This is a genomic window from Rothia sp. HMSC064F07, from assembly GCF_001837265.1.
Classification (GTDB): Bacteria; Actinomycetota; Actinomycetes; order Actinomycetales; family Micrococcaceae; genus Rothia; species Rothia mucilaginosa.
In genome coordinates this window covers 245,064-265,541 of record NZ_KV831926.1, presented here as the reverse complement: position 1 = coordinate 265,541, position 20,478 = coordinate 245,064, and the positions used below count along the sequence as shown (strand labels likewise).

At 61.2% G+C, this 20,478-nt stretch carries 17 protein-coding genes and 1 tRNA gene; 6 read left to right on the top strand and 12 right to left on the bottom strand.

From position 1 onward, the window contains the following. Positions 1-15 precede the first annotated feature (15 nt). Positions 16-1,134 (top strand): hypothetical protein, encoded by a 1,119-nt coding sequence (locus HMPREF2712_RS03570; RefSeq protein WP_070819284.1) that lies wholly within the window; start codon positions 16-18, stop codon positions 1,132-1,134. A gap of 154 nt (positions 1,135-1,288) precedes the next feature. On the opposite strand, the gene HMPREF2712_RS03565 is transcribed toward HMPREF2712_RS03570, so the two are convergent. The 6 genes from HMPREF2712_RS03565 to HMPREF2712_RS03540 form a co-directional block, all read right to left on the bottom strand. After that, positions 1,289-2,764, bottom strand: a complete 1,476-nt coding sequence (locus HMPREF2712_RS03565) for a dihydrolipoamide acetyltransferase family protein (protein ID WP_070819283.1) — start codon at positions 2,762-2,764, stop codon at positions 1,289-1,291. Positions 2,765-2,863: 99 nt separating this feature from the next. Continuing rightward, positions 2,864-3,850 carry an alpha-ketoacid dehydrogenase subunit beta gene (locus tag HMPREF2712_RS03560; protein WP_049357344.1) on the bottom strand — a complete coding sequence of 329 codons (987 nt, stop codon included), beginning with the start codon at positions 3,848-3,850 and terminating at the stop codon, positions 2,864-2,866. A gap of 2 nt (positions 3,851-3,852) precedes the next feature. After that, entirely contained in the window at positions 3,853-5,019 is a 1,167-nt protein-coding gene (locus HMPREF2712_RS03555) for a thiamine pyrophosphate-dependent enzyme (RefSeq protein WP_070819282.1), read from the bottom strand. A 402-nt stretch (positions 5,020-5,421) separates the two neighbouring features. Further along, entirely contained in the window at positions 5,422-6,549 is a 1,128-nt protein-coding gene (locus tag HMPREF2712_RS03550; protein ID WP_070819281.1) for a histidinol-phosphate transaminase, read from the bottom strand. A 223-nt stretch (positions 6,550-6,772) separates the two neighbouring features. Beyond that, positions 6,773-9,184 (bottom strand): extensin, encoded by a 2,412-nt coding sequence (locus tag HMPREF2712_RS03545; RefSeq protein WP_070819280.1) that lies wholly within the window; start codon positions 9,182-9,184, stop codon positions 6,773-6,775. 19 nt (positions 9,185-9,203) lie between these two features. Next, complete coding sequence (locus HMPREF2712_RS03540; RefSeq protein ID WP_070819279.1) at positions 9,204-9,797, bottom strand: ABC transporter substrate-binding protein; 594 nt, start codon at positions 9,795-9,797, stop codon at positions 9,204-9,206. Between the two features lie 291 nt (positions 9,798-10,088). On the opposite strand from HMPREF2712_RS03540, the gene purB reads away from it, so the two are divergent. Further along, the gene (gene purB, locus HMPREF2712_RS03535) at positions 10,089-11,522 is read left to right on the top strand and encodes an adenylosuccinate lyase (RefSeq protein ID WP_049338406.1); all 1,434 of its coding nucleotides are present in this window, start codon (positions 10,089-10,091) and stop codon (positions 11,520-11,522) included. 108 nt (positions 11,523-11,630) lie between these two features. On the opposite strand, the gene HMPREF2712_RS03530 is transcribed toward purB, so the two are convergent. After that, a complete protein-coding gene (locus tag HMPREF2712_RS03530) occupies positions 11,631-12,512 on the bottom strand; it encodes a hypothetical protein (RefSeq protein WP_049327021.1) in 882 nt (293 codons plus the stop codon). 273 nt (positions 12,513-12,785) lie between these two features. On the opposite strand from HMPREF2712_RS03530, the gene HMPREF2712_RS03525 reads away from it, so the two are divergent. Further along, on the top strand, positions 12,786-13,847 hold the full coding sequence (locus HMPREF2712_RS03525; RefSeq protein WP_070819278.1) for an EamA family transporter: 1,062 nt from the start codon (positions 12,786-12,788) through the stop codon (positions 13,845-13,847). A 188-nt stretch (positions 13,848-14,035) separates the two neighbouring features. Next, the gene (locus HMPREF2712_RS03520; protein ID WP_070819277.1) at positions 14,036-15,010 is read left to right on the top strand and encodes an EamA family transporter; all 975 of its coding nucleotides are present in this window, start codon (positions 14,036-14,038) and stop codon (positions 15,008-15,010) included. Between the two features lie 141 nt (positions 15,011-15,151). Here HMPREF2712_RS03520 and HMPREF2712_RS03515 read toward each other — a convergent pair whose 3' ends face one another. Together HMPREF2712_RS03515 and HMPREF2712_RS03510 are read right to left on the bottom strand one after the other, a co-directional pair. Next, positions 15,152-15,940 carry a spermidine synthase gene (locus HMPREF2712_RS03515; protein ID WP_070819276.1) on the bottom strand — a complete coding sequence of 263 codons (789 nt, stop codon included), beginning with the start codon at positions 15,938-15,940 and terminating at the stop codon, positions 15,152-15,154. Further along, entirely contained in the window at positions 15,940-16,710 is a 771-nt protein-coding gene (locus HMPREF2712_RS03510) for a DsbA family protein (RefSeq protein WP_070819275.1), read from the bottom strand. Before HMPREF2712_RS03510 ends, HMPREF2712_RS03515 begins: the two co-directional genes overlap by 1 nt. Before the next feature lie 303 nt (positions 16,711-17,013). On the opposite strand from HMPREF2712_RS03510, the gene HMPREF2712_RS03505 reads away from it, so the two are divergent. Both HMPREF2712_RS03505 and HMPREF2712_RS03500 read left to right on the top strand, forming a co-directional pair. Then, positions 17,014-17,088, top strand: a tRNA-Thr gene (locus HMPREF2712_RS03505). A gap of 107 nt (positions 17,089-17,195) precedes the next feature. Continuing rightward, entirely contained in the window at positions 17,196-17,462 is a 267-nt protein-coding gene (locus tag HMPREF2712_RS03500) for a hypothetical protein (protein ID WP_070819274.1), read from the top strand. A 112-nt stretch (positions 17,463-17,574) separates the two neighbouring features. Here the strand turns inward: HMPREF2712_RS03500 and HMPREF2712_RS03495 are convergent, their stop codons facing one another. The 3 genes from HMPREF2712_RS03495 to HMPREF2712_RS03485 form a co-directional block, all read right to left on the bottom strand. Next, a complete protein-coding gene (locus HMPREF2712_RS03495) occupies positions 17,575-18,450 on the bottom strand; it encodes an HpcH/HpaI aldolase/citrate lyase family protein (protein ID WP_070819273.1) in 876 nt (291 codons plus the stop codon). Between the two features lie 218 nt (positions 18,451-18,668). After that, the gene (locus tag HMPREF2712_RS03490) at positions 18,669-19,208 is read right to left on the bottom strand and encodes a hypothetical protein (RefSeq protein WP_049358270.1); all 540 of its coding nucleotides are present in this window, start codon (positions 19,206-19,208) and stop codon (positions 18,669-18,671) included. A gap of 248 nt (positions 19,209-19,456) precedes the next feature. Further along, positions 19,457-20,467 (bottom strand): NAD(P)H-quinone oxidoreductase, encoded by a 1,011-nt coding sequence (locus HMPREF2712_RS03485; RefSeq protein WP_070819272.1) that lies wholly within the window; start codon positions 20,465-20,467, stop codon positions 19,457-19,459. Positions 20,468-20,478 lie beyond the last annotated feature (11 nt).

Genomic DNA, 20,478 nt, shown 5'->3' with positions numbered 1-20,478 from the left:
AATCCAAAGGATTTAATGAACGCACAGAACAACAACCCGCAGCAGCGTCCGGCCGCCGCGGCGTCCACCCCCACCGAAAGTGACCTGTGGGAGGCGGCATTCTCCTCCGACGACCCCACTGTGGTTCTGACCGATGAGGACCTGAACGCGGCACGCCGCGCCCACGAAAAGGCGCGCGAGTCGAGCTCTTCGGCACAGTCCTCGCAGGATGCGACCCGCCCCCTCACCGAGGCGGCTACCGCAACCCAGCCGCTCCTCTCCGCAAACAGCGCCGCTCAAAGTACAGACTCCGGTGCTGACTTGGGCGAACCCGCTACCGATAACCTCAGCTGGCTCGACAAGCCCGCAACCCCCAGCGCGGATAATGTGCGCGGCGGCGCAACCTCTGCCCCCGCTACCCCACCTGCCCCCGCTACTGCGCCGACTGCGGCGGCAAGCTACGAAGTACCCGCACCCGGCAACGCACATGCGGCATCGAACGCCCCGCAGGCTGCCCCCGCGGCAGATGACCACTTCGTCATCCCCGCCCCCGCAGGTGATGCCGCTGGCTCGGAACCCATCCTCACCGCCGCAACCGCGCTGTCCATGCAGAAGAGCCGCTACTCCCGCATGCACCTGCTGCCCGGCCTGCTCGGCTGGCTGATTACCATCTCCCTCATGGACGGTGGCCTGTGGGCTATCCAGTCGTGGCTGGCCCTGACCGGTCAGAGCGAGTCCATCGAGTACTCTTCAGTGGTCTCCCGACTCTTCAGCGGCGCGTCGAACGCCGTGCCGGTCGCGGTGGCGTTGAGCGTGCTCATCTTCTTCGCCTACCTGGTGGGCGGTTACGCGGCGGGACGCATGGCACGATTCGCCGGCGCGAAGCAGGGCATTGCCGTGTGGCTCTGGCAGATTATGGCGCTCATCATCGGGTCCCTGGCGACCTTCCTCGCGCCTCAGCTGTTCCAGAACGGTGTCGCGTCCCTGTCCCTGCAGAAGCTGATTGCGGGCGATTTCGCGAACGGCCTGCTCGCGGTTCTGCTGGTTCTGGCGTTGAGCTTCCTCGGAGCTATCCTCGGCGGCCTGTGCGGACGCCTGTACCACCGCCGTGTGGACAAGTATCCGAGCGACCAGGTGGCACGCGAGGACGCCTAACTTAGGTTTCTAAGCGCGCACCTCGGCGTTAGAGAATACAGAAAACCTCCGGTACCTTGTGTAAGGTACCGGAGGTTTTCTGTATCTAAATATCTGTATCCTAAACGGCCTCAGCTACCCAGCAATACGGTGCTGACTAGCCCAAATGTGCCGCCTAGTGGTCCAGCAGCAGTGCAGGCTCCTCAAGAATCGCAGCCACATCAGCCATGAAACGAGCCGACAGGTCCCCATCCACCACACGGTGATCGAAGGAACCACCCAGGGTCGTCACCCAGCGAGGAATAACCTCACCATCAACCACCCACGGCTTCTGCTTGATCGTACCGAAGGCAACAATCGCCACCTCACCGGGGTTAATAATCGGGGTACCCGTATCAATACCCAGCGAACCGATGTTCGTAATGGTCAGGGTGCCGTTCGCCATCTCAGCGGGCTGAGTCTTACCCTCACGGGCGCGAGTGGTCAGGTTGTTCAGCGCAATAGCCAGCTCACGCAGGGACAGCTCCTGAGCGTCCTTAATGTTCGGAACCATCAGGCCGCGCGGGGTTGCCGCAGCAATACCCAGGTTCATGAAGTGCTTAATCTGGATTTCGCTATCGGTCCAGGTCGCGTTGACCTGCGGGTTACGCTCAGCAGCCCAAATGACCGCGGCGGCAAGCACCAGCAGCGGGGTGACCTTCACGCCCTCAAAGTGGCGGGACTTCTTCAAGCGCTTCACGAACTCCATGGTGCGGGAGGCATCAACATCCACGAAGATGGACACGTGCGGGGCGCTAAACGCCGAAGCAACCATAGCCTTCGCGGTAGCCTTACGCACGCCACGCACAGGGATGCGCTCAATGCGGTCACCGGGGGTGGCTGCGGGCTGCCAGAACGGCTGGCGGGCGCCGCTATGCTGCACATCGCTCAGGTGCGCCACATAGTTCATGAGGTCCTGCTTGGTCACCTGGCCGCGCGCACCGGTAGCGGTCACGTTCGCCAGGTCAACACCCAGCTCCTTTGCGGCAAGACGCACCGGAGGCGGCGCGAGGGTCGGGCGGTGCGGAACCTGCTCGGGAGCCAAAGTCGGTGCGGGAGCCGCTGCGGGCTCGGGCGCCAGACGCTGCACCACCGAGTTCAGCGGGGTGTTCTCCACAAAGCGGGAGGCGCGCTCAGCCAGCTCGCTCAGCAGGCCCTGGTTGCGGTTCACCGAGTCGGCGGGGGTGTGCGCCACGGGCGCCTGAACAGTCGGTGCGACCGGTGCCGTAGCAGCCTGTGCGGGCTGGGATGCGGAGGCGGGGCGCTTGCGGGCGCGGCGCTTCACAGCGTCCGCCTTGGGGCCGGAGCCGACCAGTGCGGTGCCGGACTCAGCCTCTGCCGCGGCGGGTGTCGCCGGGGTTGCGGGTGCGTTGTCGCCGCCGGAGATACTGATGATTGGGGTGCCCACCTCAACGGTTTCGCCTTCGGCAACGAGCAGCGCCTCGACGGTGCCAGCGAAGGGCGAGGGAAGTTCTACGACGCTCTTCGCGGTTTCAATTTCAACGAGGACGTCGTTGATGGCGACCTCGGTGCCGACGGCAACCTTCCAGCTGAGGATTTCTGCTTCGGTCAGGCCTTCACCCACGTCAGGGAGCGGGAAAATCTGGGACATTTTTACCTCTCACTAGGGCATATACCCTATACGGAATATTCTGTGCGGGCTTGCAACCCGCCATAGCGCAACACGCTGATACGTCAGATCAGGGAATGCCTAGTAGTCAAAAGCGCGGTCAACCGCCTCAAGAATACGGTCAATATCGGGCACGTACTCTTCCTCAACGCGGGAAATCGGGTACGGCATGTAGTAGCCGCCCACACGAATCACCGGCGCCTGCAGGCTGTAGAAGCAACGCTCCGTAATCGCCGCAGCCAACTCACCACCCATACCACCAAAGGTCGGCGCCTCGTGCGCAATAATCAGGCGGCCAGTCTTCGCCACCGAAGCGGCAACGGTCGGCACGTCCAGCGGCGAAATCGAGCGCAGGTCAATGACCTCAATCGAGCGGCCATCCTCCACCGCAGCCTCTGCAGCAGCCAGAGCAACCGGCACCAGCGGACCGTACGCAACGATGGTCGCGTCCGTACCCTCACGCACCACCTGGGCGCTAAACGGATCAAAGGAAGTGTCGCTAAAGTCCACTTCACCCTTGAGCCAGTAGCGGCGCTTCGGCTCAAAAATAATGACCGGGTCGGGGCACTCAATCGCCTTGCGGGTCATCCAGTACGCCTCGTGCGGGGTCGAAGGGGTCACAATACGCAGACCCGCGGTGTGGGCGAACAGCGCCTCCGGGGACTCGGAGTGGTGCTCCACCGAACCAATCACGCCACCGTACGGAATGCGGATAGTCACCGGCACCGTGTACTGCTTATCGGTGCGGTTGTGGATCTTCGCCAGCTGGCTCGTGATCTGGTTGTAGGCGGGGAACACGAAGCCGTCGAACTGAATCTCCGGCACGGGGCGGTAGCCACGCAGCGCCATACCGATCGAAGTGCCGATAATGCCGGACTCGCCCAGGGGCGCATCCATGACGCGACGGTTACCGAAGCGCGCCTGCAGGCCCTCGGTCACACGGTACACGCCACCAAGCTTGCCGATATCCTCACCGAGCATGACGACGGTGCGGTCGGCTTCCATGGCATCTTCCAGGCCGCGGGTAATCGCCTTGGCGAGGGTCAAACGTTCAATTTTCTCGCTCATGCTTACTCCTCTTCAAAGCCTGCAACGTAGTTACGGTAGAACTCGCGATCGTCTTCCACCTGCTGGTGTTCCTGCACGTAGACGCGGTCGAAGAAACGCTCAAAGTCAGCGACCTCGGAGTTCAGCACTGCCTCACGCACGCCGGATGCGATCTGCTGCGCGGATTCTGCAACCTCTTCAAAGAAGGTATCATCGGCGTAGCCGTTATCACGCAGGTACTTCTCCAGGCGCAACATGGGGTCGCGGCGCAGAGGACCTTCCAGGTCGGCATCGGTGCGGTACTTGGTGGGGTCATCCGCGGTGGTGTGCGGGCCGAGGCGGTAGGTCTCAGCTTCAATCAGCACGGGGCCTTCGCCGGCGCGGATCTTCTCCATGGCGTAGCGGGTTGCAGCGAGCACGGCGAGAACGTCGTTGCCGTCCACGCGAATACCCTCGAAGCCGTAGCCTGCGGCGCGGGTGGACACCGGAACGCGGGACTGCACCTCGAAGGGCACCGAGATAGCCCAGCGGTTGTTCTGCACGAAGAAGAGCACCGGCGCGTTATAGGAGGCAGCGAAAACCATGGACTCGTGTGCGTCACCCTCGGTGGAGGAGCCGTCACCGAAGTAGACCGCCACGGCGGGCTTCTGGGTGTCCTCGGCGGGGTCGGTTGCCTGGCCCTGACCGGTGCGGCGGGTGCCGGTTTCAGCCTCGATGTCGGCGTCGAAGTTCAGACCCATAGCGTAGCCGACGGCGTGCAGGGTCTGGGCGGCAAGCACCTTGGTGTAGGTATGGAAGTTGTGTGCCTTCATGTCCCAGCCGTGGGTGGTGGAGCCGCGGAAGATGGTGATCAGGTCGCGGAAGTCCACGCCACGCGTCAGGGCGACGGCGTGCTCACGGTAGGAGGGGAAGATGTAGTCGTTGGGTGCGTAGGCGAGTGCGGAGCCGACCTGTGCGGCTTCCTGGCCTCGGCTGGGCACCCAGAGGGCGAGCTGGCCCTGGCGCTGCAGGGCGGTTGCCTCGTCGTCGAATCGGCGGGTGGTGTACATGAGGCGGTATGCCTCGCGCAGGGTGTCTGCGTTGACGTCTTCGATGTACCGGCTGTAGGTGGGGTGTTCGTGTACGGTGCCGTTTTCATCCATGAGCTGGATGCGTTCGGGCACTCCGGGGTACTTGTCGTTCTCGTGCATCTAACCTCCACACGTGACGAGGGCTTGGCCCTCAGCGGCTTGGGTTTTAGTCTCAACTTTCACCTGATGGTGCAGGGTTTGAGGTGTTCCGGCAAGCCTGTGAGGGTCTGGGCATATATAGTTACCAGTCTACTCTTTTCGGCTTTATCTCGCGGCAGTTACGCTGATAACGCAGTGTATTATGCCCTGTCATTCACTATTTGAACATCATTAAATTAAACCTCCCGTATATTCTTTTTCGAGAATATACGGGAGGTTTAATTTAACTATTGAGAGCTTTTTCGGGCCATCATTTTTCCCGCGCGAGAACCATTTGAAAAGCCCAAACAAACCTCGACAAGGGAAAATAGTACATTGTTCAATTAGGGTCGAGCGGGTACCCCCACCCCTTCACAAGACGCTCTAGAGCCCCTTCGCGAAGACCTCACAGAGCGAGAGGAAACGGTCATTCGCCTCCACCTCACCAATGCTCACGCGAACACCCTCGGTACCGAACGCACGCACCGACAGGGCATGCTCAGACATCAGCTGCACAAACTCACCCGTGCGCTCCCCCAGGGGCAGCCACACAAAGTTCGCGTAAGTGCTCGGGAATTCGTAGCCCAGCTCTCTCAGTCGAGCGGTCACGCGCTCACGCTCAGCGACCAGGTGACTCACGCGCTCCATCACCGCATCCTCGTGCTCGATGGAGGCGATAGCCGCCGCCTCAGCCAGCGCCGTCACGGCGAACGGGGTTGCCGCCACGCGCAGGTGCTGCGTAATCTGCGGGTGCGAAATCGAGTAGCCCACGCGCAGACCCGCCAAGCCCTGCGCCTTGGAGAAGGTGCGCAGAATGATGACGTTCTCGTAGTCGCGGTAGATATCCAGGCCGTTCAGCGGGGCTTCTTCGCCTTCCGGCACGGTGGAGGCGGCGCAGAACTCGAAGTACGCCTCATCAATCACCACGGGGATGTGGGCGGGCACCTTCGCCAAGAACGCGCGAATCTGACTTTTGGTGACGGCGGGGCCGGTCGGGTTGTTGGGGGTGCAGACCAGGATTAGGCGGGTGCGGTCGGTGATGGCTGCCGCCATGGCGTCCAGATTGTGTGAGCCGTCGGGCAGGTTCGGCACCTGCACGCTGCGAGCGCCCATAATGCCGACGAGGATCGGGTATGCCTCGAAGGAGCGCCAGGCGTAGATGACTTCGTCCTGCACGCCGTCGGCGTTTACGCCGGCGAAGGTTTTGAGGATTTGGTTGAGCGCGCCGAGGCTTCCGGCACCGGTGACGATGTCGTCAGCGTCCACGCCGAGTCGTGCGGAGAGCTTGTGGCGCAGGGCGGTGGAGAACGGGTCGGGGTAGCGGTGCACTGTCACAAATTCTGCGAGGACGCGCGCGACCTCGGGTACAGGGCCCAGCGGGTTCTCGTTCGAGGAGAGCTTGTACTGGGTGAGGCCTTCAACGGGTGCGGGCGGCTTGCCTGCCGCGTAGCTGGGCAGAGTGTTGAAGACGGGGCGGACCGGGATGTTGGCGTGTTCAGCTGACTGGCTCATGGTTCCAGTATGTGCCTGCGGGCGGCTCGGAGGCTAACGCTTCTCACCTGGAGAGCAGGTCGCAGCTACAGCTGTGCAGGCAGCAGATACTGGCCGCGAGCGCTGTACGCAAAGATGGAGGGGCGCCACCGGGGTTGTTCCCGGCGACGCCTCTCCTTTTCTCTTCTCTACTCTACTCGCCCCTCCACCGAGCCATTGAGATTGGTGCTTTTAGACTCGGTGTTTAGACCATCAGGGGTTCACTCTCCTCGATGGGAGTCAGGTCCTCGGGAGGGCCTGGGGCGCGGAACCCGAGATCGATGTTCTCGGGCGGAGTTGGTGCAAGGAATCCCGGGTCAATACTCTTGGGCGGGAGCATAGGCGCCGGCTTCTGGCCTGGCAGGATGGGAATGAGCGACTCAACGCCGTCGTAGTCTCCGCCTTGCCCGGCTCCGAAGATTGGAGGATTCTTGAGCACAGAACCTGCATTAGGGAGCTGCAGCTGATCGATGATTGGCTGAGTAACAGCCTTTTCGATGTGCGTATGCAGATCTGCAGGTTTGGGCAGAATGTCCGGCGGGATCAGACCTGCAGGCGGTAGCTGTCCCTCTGCCTCGATTCGAGTGGGCATCTTGATGGGCGCAGGCTCAGGGCGGCTCAGGTCGCTCGGCATCTTGATGGGTGCAGGCTCCGGACGACTCAGGTCCCCGGGCATCTTGATGGCAGGCGGCAGATGCTGCGGGTTGTATCCCTGTAGGATGGGCACCTTGGGCATCTGCGGCACAGGCATTTCGGGCCATGCAGGCTTCGGGCTATGAGGCTTTTCCTGCGGAGTCGGCTCGGGATGAGGGATGGTCTTTTGGACACCCTCGATGACGGCGGGGATTTGCCCAGCAACCGCCCAGGCGGATTCTCCAGCTTCTCGCTGAAGACCCTCGGCCTTCTGCTTGGCAATCTCCATGCCCTGCTGGACATCTGAGACGGTGTCTTCGATGCCACGCTTTGCTTGCCCCAGACGCCCGCCTGTCTTCTCATCAGCGAACTCAGCTATACCCAAGGCACCAGGCACCGTTCCTGATACAAGGGCTGCCGCGCCGTAGCCCTCGGCACGTCTGATAGTTATGTCCACTCGTACAGCGGGAGGCAGACCATCCGGCAGGCTTGAGGCTGAGGTTACCTTCTGTTCCCCCAGCGCGTACTCTTTACCGTCCATTGCGGCACGCATACCGCCAAATACCGCTCCACTATATCCTTCGCGTTCTAGGGTTTCTCGATATTTTCCTCCATCATGTTCAGGATTCTGGACGGTCATTGCTGTATCACGGTCGTCAGGATGCCATCCATCTTCTCGCCATGCAGAGTCAGGAACCCAGTCTCCTTCTCCTTCCACGTAGTCCACAGCAAAATCACGGCGTTTGGCGGGCAAGCCTCGTAGCGGAGCCCCTTGGGCGTAGATACCCACAATGTTGATTTCTTTAGCGACTTCAGTACTATTCGCCATGTTGTAGGCAATCATGGCGCCCTGGCTGAAACCCTCCATGTACACGCGTGCGCCCTGAGGCGCGCCGGCATCGCGGAGGGCTTGCAAAACCATCTGATAGGCGGGGTTTTCCAGGGTATCTTTGCCCAATGCTTCGCGTTCGGCACCAGGGACATCTATGATGGATCCGCCCCAGGAGTTAAAGTTGGTACCCGGAACGCTCACCACATACAGGGCATGGGCGGGGTCGCCTTCGTGCCCTGCTTCGTACATGACGGTGACGAGCACGGCACTACGTTCAGCGGTCGAGGGGTTTTGCCGGGAATGCTCAAATTCCTGATCCTGTGCCTTAGCAGCCGCAAGAAGACGATCTGAGCTGGCACCTACAGAAAGCTGGCTTTTCTCACCACGATGCGTAGCAATACCGTATGCATCGGCGGAAGCGGTCCGAATATTATGAGCCTTAGTGCCAAGATAGGTATCGATTCCAGATTTGACGATACTGAAGATACTAAATAAGCCACCTCCCAGTGCCTTTCGAGCAAGTCCTCGCGGAATGCCCAACATGTCTGCAAGGCGGTCAAATGCTCGCTGACGCGCAATCTCGGGGTTCCATTTGGCATCCATGTAGGCAGTGAAGCCGAAGATAATGGCTGCCGCTACAGGTGAATGAGGCAATATCCAATAGGCCGAGAAGTACCCGAGCTCGGGAATGGTGAGCTTGATGAGGTATTCAGCTTCACCGGGTTCTCCGGCGACGAGGCCGCGGAGGCGGTCTCGGGTGCTGCGGCCGTCGGGTAGTTTGCCGTCCTTTGCGATGCCCATGGATTCGAACCAGCCTGCGACAATATTTTCGGTCTGCAGGTAGGAGCTGTGGGCGGTGCGGACGGCGGCTGCGGTGGCGCCGAACTTTGCGGCGCTAATACCTAGGTCTGTAGCGAGGCCGGCGCAGAGGCCAGCAGCCTGCTGGGCGCGTCCGTTGATGCCGAGGAAGAGCCTGGTTTCGGCGGCGATACCGAGAATGGGCATGGTGCGGTCGGCGCAGGTACGGCTGACGGTGTCGAGCCCGTCGGCAATGGCGGGCATTTCTTCAAGAGCGACGCTAATAGTGCCTGCGGTGGGCCCTGCAGAGTCGCTGAGGTCACCGATGGGCGCAACGGTGGGTCCGGTAAGCATGGTTTCTCCTAGGGTGAGGTTAGTGGGTTCGGATGAGCGAGCTCAGCCCGTCGGGCAGGTTCACGTGCATGAGTGAATCGAGTGCTGACTGGGCTTTTTGTACGCCTGAGCGGGCGATGATTTCGCCGGGGTTGAGTTTTTCGAGTGCGTCCGCGGCGCCGTCGGCAATTTTGCCGAGTAGGTTATCTACCGCGGAGGCGGCGGCTTCGATGGCCTGGGCTTTGGTGATGAGGTCGTTGGCGAGTTCTTCACCTGCGGCGGCGATCATGGCAGCGGCGCTTTCGGCTTGTTCGGCTTGGTTGCGGATTTTCTCGCGGTGTTCTTCGAGTTGTCGCCGGTAGGCGCGTCCGGCTTCGGATGCCCAGTGGTCGCCGTTGAGTTCGTTGGCGCGTTGGTGTGCGGTGCGGATTTCTTGGGCTTCGGTGCGCATCCTGTGGGCGAGTTCTGCGCCTTTGGCGCGGGCAAGCGTGGCGGCTGCCATGAGCTGCTCGGCGAGGGCGTGGCCGGCGGCAGTGCCGATGCCCATGTGCCCTGCTGCGCGGAGGATATCGGTTGGTTCAATCCGAGGCAGCTGGAGTGCGGGAGGCGGTGCGGTGTCGACGATTGTGTTCACGGGGCGTCCTTTCGGGGGTTGGACTGGTTGTTTGTGCGCCTATTTCTGTCCTGTGTTCGGGTTTGTTTTAGGCTAAATCTGCCGCGGTGACCGTGCAGGTGGAGTGTGCCAACCTGTGGATAACTCAGGCTTGTTTCGAAAAATTCGCACGTTTTGCGCCCTCAAAACCCAAAAAATGCTCCCTCCGCGCCCCCTCGTTTTGTCATATTTCTGTAACTAACTAAGCCACCCGTCACGTCCACATGCTCTTCCCGCCTCTTTTTTTCAGCGAATTCATGCAAAAATAGAGCTATGTCTCACACCAATAACACCTTCTTGCCTTCTGGCCGTATTGACCTGGGCACCGGCGAACTTGCGCTGGGCCCCCTGGACGGACGCTACGCATCCGTGACCGCGCCCCTGACCAACTACCTTTCTGAGGCGGCTCTGAACCGCGACCGCATCCACGTTGAGGTTGAGTGGTTCATTTACCTGTGCGAGCACGAGGTGCTGCCGGGTCTGTCCCCGCTGAGCGAGGAGCAGAAGAAGGGCCTGCGCGCCATCGTGACCGATTTCAACGCTGATTCTGTGGCGGAGCTGGCTGAGATTGAGGCTGTCACCGTTCACGACGTGAAGGCGGTCGAGTACTACATTGGTCGCCGCCTGGAGGGCCTGGGCCTGGGTCACCTGGTGCCGCTGGTTCACTTCGGCTGCACTTCTGAGGACATTAACAACCTCTCCTATGCGCTGGGTATCAAGGACGCCGTTGAGAACGTGTGGATTCCCGCCGCGGAGGAGCTGATTGATGTTCTGCTGAAGCTGGCTGAGGACGGCCGCGACGTGCCGATGCTGTGCCGCACTCACGGCCAGCCGGCGACCCCCTCCACCCTGGGCAAGGAGATGGGCGTGCTCGCCTACCGTCTGAAGCGCCAGGTCAAGCACGTGAAGGCGACCGAGTTCCTCGGCAAGATTAATGGTGCGACCGGTACTTACGCCGCGCACTATGCGTCGGTGCCCACCGCCGATTGGCAGAAGATTTCTCGCGGTTTCGTTGAGCACCTGGGCCTGACCTGGAACCCGCTGACCACCCAGATTGAGTCGCACGACTGGCAGGCCGAGCTGTACTCGGATATCGCGCACTTCAACCGCGTGCTGCACAACCTCTGCACCGACGTGTGGAGCTACATTTCGATTGGTTTCTTCCGCCAGATTCCGGTGGCCGGTGCGACCGGTTCGTCCACCATGCCGCACAAGGTTAACCCGATTCGCTTCGAAAACGCGGAGGCTAACCTGGAGCTCTCCAACGCCCTGCTGGATTCGCTGGGCTCGACCCTGGTGACCTCCCGCTGGCAGCGCGACCTGACCGATTCCTCGGCTCAGCGCAACATCGGCGTGGCCTTCGGTCACTCGGTCCTGGCCATCTCGAACGTGGTGAAGGGCCTGAAGCGCCTGGACATCGCGGCCGACGTGATTTCTGCCGACCTGGACTCCAACTGGGAGGTTCTGGCCGAGGCAATCCAGATGGTGATGCGCGCGGAGGCTATCGCGGGTGTTCCCGGCATGGAGAACCCCTACGAGCGTCTGAAGGAGCTGACCCGCGGTCACCGCGTGGATGCGGCTCGTCTGAAGGAGTTCGTGGCAACCCTGGGCCTCTCCCCCGAGGCTGAGGAGCGTCTGTCGAACCTGACCCCGCACACCTACAACGGTATTGCGGCTCAGCTGCTGGACCACGCGAAGAACGCGTAACCTGTAGCGCCTACTAACGGTTTATACGCACAAGACCCCGGGTCCCTGTTTAGGGATCCGGGGTCTTGTGCGTGTTGGGTCTTTGCTGTGTTCTGTTAGTCAGAAGGTTTAGCGGCCGAGCATGCGGCGGTGGCCGGTTTCGGTGTCGTGGCCCTTGCCGCGGGTGAAGACCTTGCCTGCCGCCTTACCTGCATCCTTGACGCCCTTGAGGAGGGCACCAGCCACGCCGGAGGAGCTTTCCGAACCGTCGCCGCCCTGTACGCGGGGTGCGCGCGGGGTAATCATGAGCTCTGCGGGGAAGTAGGCGGGTGCGTCGCCGAAGGCACGGCGGGTGTTGCGGACAACGTCCTTGCCGAGGGTCAGGTTTGCGCCGCCGCCAACGACTGCACCCACACCGAAGGGCAGGGCACGGCCGAGCAGTGCACCGGTCTGGCGGGTCAGGAATCGGCGGATGAACATATTGCGGATGGTGCGCTCGACGCTGAACATCTTGCCGCCGGAGGAGTTGCCGAGCAGCATGCCCCACTTGTTGGAGACGCCGCTTGCCTTACCGGTCTGCAGCAGCACGGTGTTCATGAGCTGGGAGCCTTCGTCACCGAGCATGATGGCCATGACCATGGAGCGGGCGGTTTCGGCGTCGTGTACGTGCACGCCGTGCAGTTCTGCGACTGCCTGGGCGTAGAGGGCGGTACGTTCGAGGTAGCCGCCAACTGCGAGCGCGGACAGGCTCATGGAGGTGACGGTACCGACGCCGGGCACGAATGCGGATGCGCCGGTGACGCCGCCGATAGCGGTGATATCGCGCAGGTAGGTGCGGTCGAGGCGCTTGTGGATTTGTTCGGGGGTTTCGTCGGGGTGCGCTTCACGGAGTTTTTTGACGATGGACAGCGCGAGCGGTCGTTGCATGCGCAGTACGTTGTCGAGGGTGGTGGTTAGCGCGGGACGGGGGTTGCCGTCTTCATCGAATAGAGACTTCTTCGGGTCAAGCATGCTCTCAGTAAATCACGGCTGGGTGAATATTTCCTGGATATAGGGGGTTGTGGTGGGGTGCGGGGGTGAAATTTCACCGAGGGCGTGTGGTTTTTTGTCTGCTTGTTAAGGTGTTTTGGTCTTTATTTGCGCCGGATTTTAAAGCGCGTAAAATTGTCGTAGATTACACACTATTCATTGTTTGCATAGTGCGTGACCTGTTTCACGACGATTCGGGGTCGCGCCTGATGACAGATAGCGGCTGACACCTCTTCTGGACTAATAAGGATTGCTATGACTTCTTCCACCCATACGCCCAATGCTGCGCGTTCTCCCCTGGCGACTCAGGGACTGGGTGTTGCGTACGCGACCGGCGCGATTATTTCGGCGCAGTTCGGTGCGGCTCTTGCTAAGCAGCTGATGGGCGATTTGGGCCCCTGGGGCGTGGTGACTCTGCGCCTGCTGACCTCCACCATTTTGATGTGGGCGTTTTTCCGCCCGCAGATTCGTTCGTGGACTCGTGCGCAGTGGCTGACTGTTGTTGTCATGGGTATTGCCCTGACCGGCGCGAATGCGTTCTTCTATGTGGCGATTGAGCAGGTTCCGCTGGCGATTGCGGTGGCTATTGAGTTCATGGGTCCGCTGGTGTTGGCGACGGTTATGTCGCGCCGCAAGCTGGATTTGGTGTGGATTGCTCTGTCCTTTACGGGCATGGCGATTCTGACGGCTGAGTCGCAGGCGAAGCCGGAGGATTTCGCCCTGGTGGGTGTGTTCTTTGCGGTGCTGACCGCTATTTCTCGTGCCGCCTACATTCTGGCGACGGAGAAGGTGGGCGCGCTCATCCCGGGTATGGGTGGCATGGTCATGGGTAACGCTGTTTCGACCCTGTTGGTTCTGCCGTTCCCGTTTATTCTGAGTGGCAATAACCTGTTGAAGGTAACTCAGGATGTGAACCTGCTGGCTATTGGCTGCCTGATGGGTCTGCTGGCTTCTGCTCTGCCGGCTCTGGGTGAGGTTTCTTCGCTACGTCTGTTGCCCGCGCATATTTATAGCGTGGTGCTGTCCCTGGAGCCTGCGATTGCGGCGGCTGTGGGTATTGTGATGCTTGGTGAGGCTACCGGCCTGGTCCGCTGGGTTGCTATTGCTCTGCTGGTGGCTGCAAGTATCGGCATTTCGATTTCTCACGCTCGCGCGCAGAAGAAGGCGCAGGAAGACGGCACTTTGGAGGATAACGAACGTTACCTGCCCGGTGCGGTGGATGCGCACGCAGTAGATATTGCGCAGATGGCAACCAGTTCCATTACGCTTCCGTCGGCTGCGCAGATCAAGGCTGACCGTGAGGCGAAGGGCCTCTAATCTGCTGAACTGTAGCCGTGTCAACGGTTTCTAGCGCCCCCGGGTGACGAGTAGGATAGTATCTCGTGTTGCCCGGGGGTGCGCTTTTTAACTGCACTGGTCAGGTTCTTGCCTCCGCCCGAATCGATACGTCACCTGTACACCTTGAGAGATGCACCGCCTCCTTGTGAGGCGCAGGAAGGAGAATCATGCCGCATACTTCATCTCAACGACCCGCACTGGGCATTATGTTTGTGCTGATATCCTGCTCGTCGCTGCAGTTCGGTGCCGCGTTCGCGGTGAGTCTCTTCCCGCTGTTTGGTGCTCTGGCTATTAGCGTCAGCCGTCTGGCGATTGCTTCCATGGTGGTGGGTAGCGCCGTGTGGTTGGCGGCGCGTTGGCGTACCCGATGCGGCGGCGAAATGCCGCCGGGTGCGCTGTCTTGGTCGAAGGAGCAGTGGCGTGCCGTCATCATTTTCGGTATGACTTTCGGTCTGATGAACGGCTTCTTCTATTGCGCGATTGACCGCATCCCGATTGGTTTGGCGGTTGCGGTGGAGTTCTTGGGCCCGCTGGCGTTGGCGTCCATGCTGACGCGCAGGCTCCGCGATGCGGTGTGGGTGCTCTGCGCCCTGGCGGGCATGCTGGTGCTCGGCTATGAGGCGGCGGTCGGCAAGGATACCGACTACCTGGGTCTGACGTTCGCGCTGATCGCTGGCGTGTTCTGGGCTCTGTATATTCGCTCTAGTGCGAAGGTGGGTGCCCTGGTTCCGGGTGCGAGCGGCCTGGCGGTGGCGATGCTTGTTGGTGCTGCGTTTATTGCCCCGGTGGCGGCGGTTGTTCCGGCGCCTCAGCCGATTTGGAATGCGGCGCAGGATCCGATGCTGCCCCTCATGATTTTTGGTACCGCCATGTTCGCTTCGGTGATTCCCTATAGCGCGGAGCTGATGGCTCTGCGCAACCTGCCGGAGCGCGTATTTAGTGTGCTGATGAGCTTGGAGCCGGCTATTGCGGCGATTGCCGGTTGGGCACTGCTGAATCAGGAGACCGGCCCGATTCGTTGGGTGGCAATTTTCCTGCTGATGACTGCGAGTGTGGGTATTACGCTGACCACCACGAAGGGTGGTTCCCACAAGCAGAAGGATGACAGCGAGGACCCCGTTCCCATGCCGCTACCCGAGTAAAGCCAAAGTCCCGAGTAAAAATCCAAATTCTGCCGGTGTACGGCGCGCGGCGTATAGAAAACCCCTATAGAAAACTCATAGAGAAAACCGTTGAGGCGGGTACCTGGTTGGTACCCGCCTCAACGGTTTTGTATGTCAGGTTTAGCTCTCAGCCAGCTCGTCCAGCAGGTCGCGCAGCTCATCGGTGGTGAGCACCTCCGCCGGATGCGGGCCCAGGGCGTACAGCCAGTCCTGGGTGTCCTCGTCCAGCTCACGGGCGGTACCGACCAGCACGAGGTTGCCTTCATTCTGCCCGCTAATCATGGAACTTTCGCACAGGCACCACACGTGGTCGAAGACTTCCAGCATGGCGGTTGCCTGCAGCTGGAAGAAGGGCAGACCCGCGTCGTCACCCACGTTGATGGCGACCATGCCGCGCTCGCTCAGGGCGTCCTTGAGTTCGCGGTAGAAGTCGCGGTTCGCCAGGTGGGCGGGCGCGTCCATGCCGGTGAAGATGTCGAGAATGATTGCGTCGAAGCCGGGCATGCCCAGCAGCTCGGGCAGGTTCGCCAGCTGCTCGCGAGCGTCACCGACCACCAACCGACAGTCGGTTCCGGCGGGTAGCGGCAGGCGGTCCGTTACGAAGCCCATGAGCTCGGGTTCAATATCCACGGCAACCTGGCGGGAGCCGGGGCGGGTCGCCTGAATATAGCGCACAAGGGTGAGCGCACCGGCGCCCAGGTGTGCTGCGGTGATGGGTTCGCCGGCGGGTGCAAGCGCATCCACCGCGTTTGCGATGCGGCGCAGGTACTCGTAGAACACGTAGTCGGGGTTCTGCACGTCCACGTGGGACTGCTCGGCGCCACCGATTTCGAGGACGTGGCCGTGGTCGCTGAACCCGTCGGGGTGAATTTCGGCGCGCTGCCCGCCGGAGAGCTGAATGTGTGCCACTACTTCACGCCAGCTTCACGCTTGAAGGTGCTGACCAGGTCATCCACCGAGGAGGAAGAATCCAGACCCTCAACGACCTTGTCGTTCACGGCGAAGGTGGGGGTGCCCTTCACACCAATCTTCACGGCGTGCTCGTAGTCGCGCTGGATGGGCTTGACGGTGTCGGAGGCGAGTAGGACCTTGTCGAATTCTTCGACGTTCAGGCCCAGTTCCTTGGCGTAGTCGTTGAAGAGGGTGCGCAGCTTGTCGCGCTCTTTGATGTTCTTCCAGTCGTTCTGGGTGTTGAAGAGCTTGTTCGCCATTTCGAGGTGCTTACCCTGAGCGGCTGCGGCCTCCACGGCGAGTGCGGCGGGTACGGCGTTGGCGTGCATGTTCAGCGGCATGTGGCGCACAGTCACGTTCAGCACGCCGTCAAGCTTCTTGGCGGCTTCTTCGAACTTGGGTTCTGCCTTGGCGCAGTAGGGGCACTGGTAGTCGGTGTACAGGGTTGCGGTGCCTGCACCGGGTACTTCGCGGTTGAGGCGGTAGCCGACGTAGCCGTCATCGGCGGTTGCCGACGCGCTTGCCGAAGCCAAGGAGTTAGCGGATGCCGAAGCGCTCGCAGTGGCGCTCGCGGATGCGCTTGCCGAGGTTGCGGCGGTGCTTGCCGAACCGCTCGCAGATGCCGATGCGGAGGGCTGGGAGGAGCTGGAACCGCATGCGCTCAATCCCAGGGCTGCGGCGGGCACTACGCCCAGCAGCAGGGTGCGGCGGTTGAGGGGTGAAGTCATGGTGGTTCCTCTCTATGGGGGGCGGCTGTCTGTGGTTGATGTGTCAGTGGTTGTTGGGCGCGGTGAGGCGCGATTAGCCGCCGTGGGTATAGGGTTTATTGTATGCCTCTGCCCTGAACATTCCCTATCTTCGGGCGGGTTTACGGGGTGAATGCAGTGCACACCATAGGCTCTCTGCCGTCTGCTCTCGGTAGCGGTCACGGTGCTGAAAGTAATTAGCCTCTCCCCCGCCTTTTTGGTACTATTGCGGGGTATGCACTGTTCGTCGGCTGCTTTCGGGCGGTTGGGAACGAACGCATATGTGCCTCTATAGCTCAGGGGTAGAGCATTTCCCTCGTAAAGAAAAGGTCGTGGGTTCGAATCCCACTGGGGGCTCCACATCCGCCGTAACGCGTGCCGGTTTCCGGTGTGTTGCGGCGGTTTTTAGCATCTGAGAGACGTCACGTATCTCGCAGGATGTCACCATCGATTTTTAGGAGATTCTCGTGTCTTCTCATTCCTCAAATACTCAGCGTCTGCAGAACCGTTCGCAGGGTGGTCGCCCCTCCGCGGGCCCTGCACGCCCGATGAGCCCCACGATGCGTTTTGCTCTGGTGTACGTGCTGGCGCTGGTGGTTTCCCTGGCGGTGTGGTTCTTCTACCGTTCCGTGTATGAGGATGACACCTCGTTCCTGGTGCCGATTGTGATTTCTTTGGTGACTTCGTACGTGTGCGCTCATGCGTTGACGGGCGGCAAATCGCCCCGCAACTAGTAGCTAAGTTGTAGCGCGCCAGAGGTTTCAGGCAGATAAAAGCCGCGCATCCGGTTCCCCCGTTCAGGGGTCGGATGCGCGGCTTTTTGCGCGTGTACCTTAGGCGAGCACCTTACTTGGAGGCGCGCTGGAAGTCGCTGTCGGTCTTGCCCCACAGGCCGTAAACCTTGGCGAGTTCCTTGACCTTCTTTGCACGCAGGTAACGCGGCAGGTAGGAGCCGTCGCGGGGGCCGTCGAGGGGCACGTCGAGCATCTGGTGTGCTTCTTCGATTTCGATCTCGCTCGGGGAGAATGCCGCGTTGATAGTCTCGGTCTGGCGGATGTCGAGGGTAATCTTACCGGTCATGCCGTGGTCGTTCGCGTAGCCGCATGCCTTGGAGAGGTCAGCACCGTATGCGCCGAGAGTCGGGCCGTCGATGGGGCCGGGCAGACCACCCAGGGTGGAGGCGATGACCAGCTGCGAACGCACGTAGGCGAGCGCCATGGGGGTTGCGGAGGAGCCGGTGTCGCGGCGGTAGTCGCCTGCGCCGAATGCGAGGCGGAAAGTGCCGATTGCGCGCGCAATTTCGATGGAGTGGTGCACGCCGAGTGCGGACTCGATCAGCGCGATGATGGGGGTTCCGGGGGGCAGCTCGGCTGCGGTGCGGTCAATGTCGGTGGCGTGCTCTGCGGTGGCGAGCATGACGCCTCGCAGGCCCTTCACGTTCTTGAGGGCCTTGACGTCCTTCCACCAGTGTTCGGTGGTGATGGCGTTGATTCGCACCCATGCGACGACGCCGGAGTTGAGCATACGGACGACCTGTTCGCGAGCGGCGTCCTTCTCTTCGGCGGGGCAGCCGTCTTCGAGGTCGATAATGATGGAGTCGGCCTCGGATTCGAAGGCCTCTTCAAAGACTTCTTCGGAGGAGTTGGCGCGCACGAGGAGCCAGGAGCGTGAGAGGCTGGGGCGCAGCTGACGCGCACGCTCATTGCGGTGGAATTCAAACATGGTGTGTGACTTCTTCCGTGAATTGTATATGCATTGGGTTGTGCCGTAGAGGGGCAGGAAAAAGCCTGCGGTTCTTCCGCGCGTACCATCGCATTGTGTCGTCACCTCCATTGTGACGGAACCGCATAAGAAGTGTCCTACACCTCTTCTTTAAGCGTATCGCCTGTTGAGGTGCACATCAAACTAACCCGCCTGTTGACCGCAATTTAGGCCCTGTGTTATGCCTCAATCAGCTGGGTGCGGCCCACGGGGATTCCATCGTCGAAGGTCAGCTTGCCGGCGGCTTCCTTCTGGGCGCGCTGAATCAGACGCTCAGCGTCTTCAATGTGCTGGATGACGGTTTCCACGCGGCGGTGCACGCTCACCTGGCGGTCGCATCCGGTGGCACAATTGCCGAAGCAGCGTGCCATGGCGAGCGCTTCGGCGCAGAGTGCCACGGCGTTACCTGCCTTGGAGAGGGCGCGGTTCAGGTCGGAGTAGGTGCCGAACGGGGAGGCGGGAATATCGCCGTCGCTGGGGGCGAGGCGGTGCGCTTCCATGGCGACTGCACGCACGCGCGGGATGAGGTCGGCGAGCGCGTTTGCATCCGGCACGATGAGCTCGATCATGGAGTCGGATGAGTCGGTTGCCGCTAGGCGTTCGAGGACCTGGTGGAAGCGGTCGATACCGCGAATGAACCGGTCGTGGGATCGGCGCCAGATGCCTTTGCCGAGCTCGGCGTCGTCGCGGCGCGATTGCAGGTAGCTTTTAAGTCCCATGTGCCCTCCTCTGCGTGGTGTGTGTGCCGTGTTGGTTGGTCGGTGGAGGCTGCCGGCGATGGGCTCTGCGGCGACCCGCAAACCTCCCTATACTTAGGTTACCCTAAATCTCTTTTGGTGACGAGATGTCAGCAGTCAACTGTTTATTTCAAACCCAGATTTTCTTCACGCCGCTCACGCGACGCTCCCCGCAGCGCCAGTCTAAAATGGCACCGGCCTAAAATAGCACCGCAGGGGCGCAGCGATTTCTAGACCATGCGCAGCACAATCTTGCCGCGATGCTGACCGGAGTCGAAGTATTCGTGGGCGGCAGCCGCCTCCTCCATGTCGAAGATACGGTCCAGACCCACGCCAATCCTGCCGGATTCAATGAGCGGCAGCACGTGTTCGCGTACACCGCGCAGAATCTCAGCCTTCTGCTGATCCGAACGGGTGCGCAGGCTCGTGGCGTGCACTGACAGGCGGCGGGAGAGCATATACCCCAGGTTCACTTCTGCTTTGGCGCCGCCCATCAGACCGATAATGCACAGGTGACCGCCGTCGGCGAGGGTGTGCAGGTTGTCGTCCAGGTACTTTCCGCCCACGACGTCGAGGATGTAGTCAGCGCCGCGTCCGCCAGTTTCAGCCAGCAGAACTTCACGGAACGAATGTTCTGTATAAATAATGGGTTCCGCACCTAGTAAGCGCACATATTCTGCTTTTTCCTCGGTTCCCACGGTTGCAAACACGCGGGTACCTACGGCGAGCGCCAGCTGAATAGCGTGCACACCGATACCGCCGGTACCACCGTGCACGAGCACCACCGCGGGTTCACCGTCTTCCTTGAGGTTTTCGGCGGGGTTCATGCTCATACCACAGGTGAGAACCAGGTTCGAGTAGACGGTTGCCGCGACTTCGGGAATACCGGCGGCTTCGGCAAAACTCAGCTGTTCGGGTACGGGCAGCACGTGGTCGACCGGTACGGTCACGTAGTCGGCGTAGCCGCCTCCAGCGAGGAGCGCCATGACGGGGGTGCCGCAGTTCTCCACGGAGGCGCCTTCACCGACCGCTTCAATGACGCCGGCTACTTCGAGGCCGTAGATGGCGCTCGCGCCGGCGGGCGGCGGGTAGAATCCGCGGCGCTGCAGGGCGTCGGCGCGGTTGATTCCGGCGGCGTGAACACGGACGAGAACTTCGTGGGATCGGGGTACGGGGGCGGGGACTTCGCTGATTGTCAGAGCCTCAGGTCCGCCGTGACTGTTCTCAATAATTGCTCTCATGAGTCCTCCTC

Coding starts and splice junctions, on each gene's coding strand:
- HMPREF2712_RS03570 (WP_070819284.1), top strand. CDS start 16: ATGAACGCACAGAACAACAACCCGCAGCAGCGTCCGGCCGCCGCGGCG.
- HMPREF2712_RS03565 (WP_070819283.1), bottom strand. CDS start 2,764: ATGTCCCAGATTTTCCCGCTCCCTGACGTGGGTGAAGGCCTGACCGAA.
- HMPREF2712_RS03560 (WP_049357344.1), bottom strand. CDS start 3,850: ATGAGCGAGAAAATTGAACGTTTGACCCTCGCCAAGGCGATTACCCGC.
- HMPREF2712_RS03555 (WP_070819282.1), bottom strand. CDS start 5,019: ATGCACGAGAACGACAAGTACCCCGGAGTGCCCGAACGCATCCAGCTC.
- HMPREF2712_RS03550 (WP_070819281.1), bottom strand. CDS start 6,549: ATGAGCCAGTCAGCTGAACACGCCAACATCCCGGTCCGCCCCGTCTTC.
- HMPREF2712_RS03545 (WP_070819280.1), bottom strand. CDS start 9,184: ATGCTTACCGGACCCACCGTTGCGCCCATCGGTGACCTCAGCGACTCT.
- purB (WP_049338406.1), top strand. CDS start 10,089: ATGTCTCACACCAATAACACCTTCTTGCCTTCTGGCCGTATTGACCTG.
- HMPREF2712_RS03530 (WP_049327021.1), bottom strand. CDS start 12,512: ATGCTTGACCCGAAGAAGTCTCTATTCGATGAAGACGGCAACCCCCGT.
- HMPREF2712_RS03525 (WP_070819278.1), top strand. CDS start 12,786: ATGACTTCTTCCACCCATACGCCCAATGCTGCGCGTTCTCCCCTGGCG.
- HMPREF2712_RS03520 (WP_070819277.1), top strand. CDS start 14,036: ATGCCGCATACTTCATCTCAACGACCCGCACTGGGCATTATGTTTGTG.
- HMPREF2712_RS03510 (WP_070819275.1), bottom strand. CDS start 16,710: ATGACTTCACCCCTCAACCGCCGCACCCTGCTGCTGGGCGTAGTGCCC.
- HMPREF2712_RS03495 (WP_070819273.1), bottom strand. CDS start 18,450: ATGTTTGAATTCCACCGCAATGAGCGTGCGCGTCAGCTGCGCCCCAGC.
- HMPREF2712_RS03490 (WP_049358270.1), bottom strand. CDS start 19,208: ATGGGACTTAAAAGCTACCTGCAATCGCGCCGCGACGACGCCGAGCTC.
- HMPREF2712_RS03485 (WP_070819272.1), bottom strand. CDS start 20,467: ATGAGAGCAATTATTGAGAACAGTCACGGCGGACCTGAGGCTCTGACA.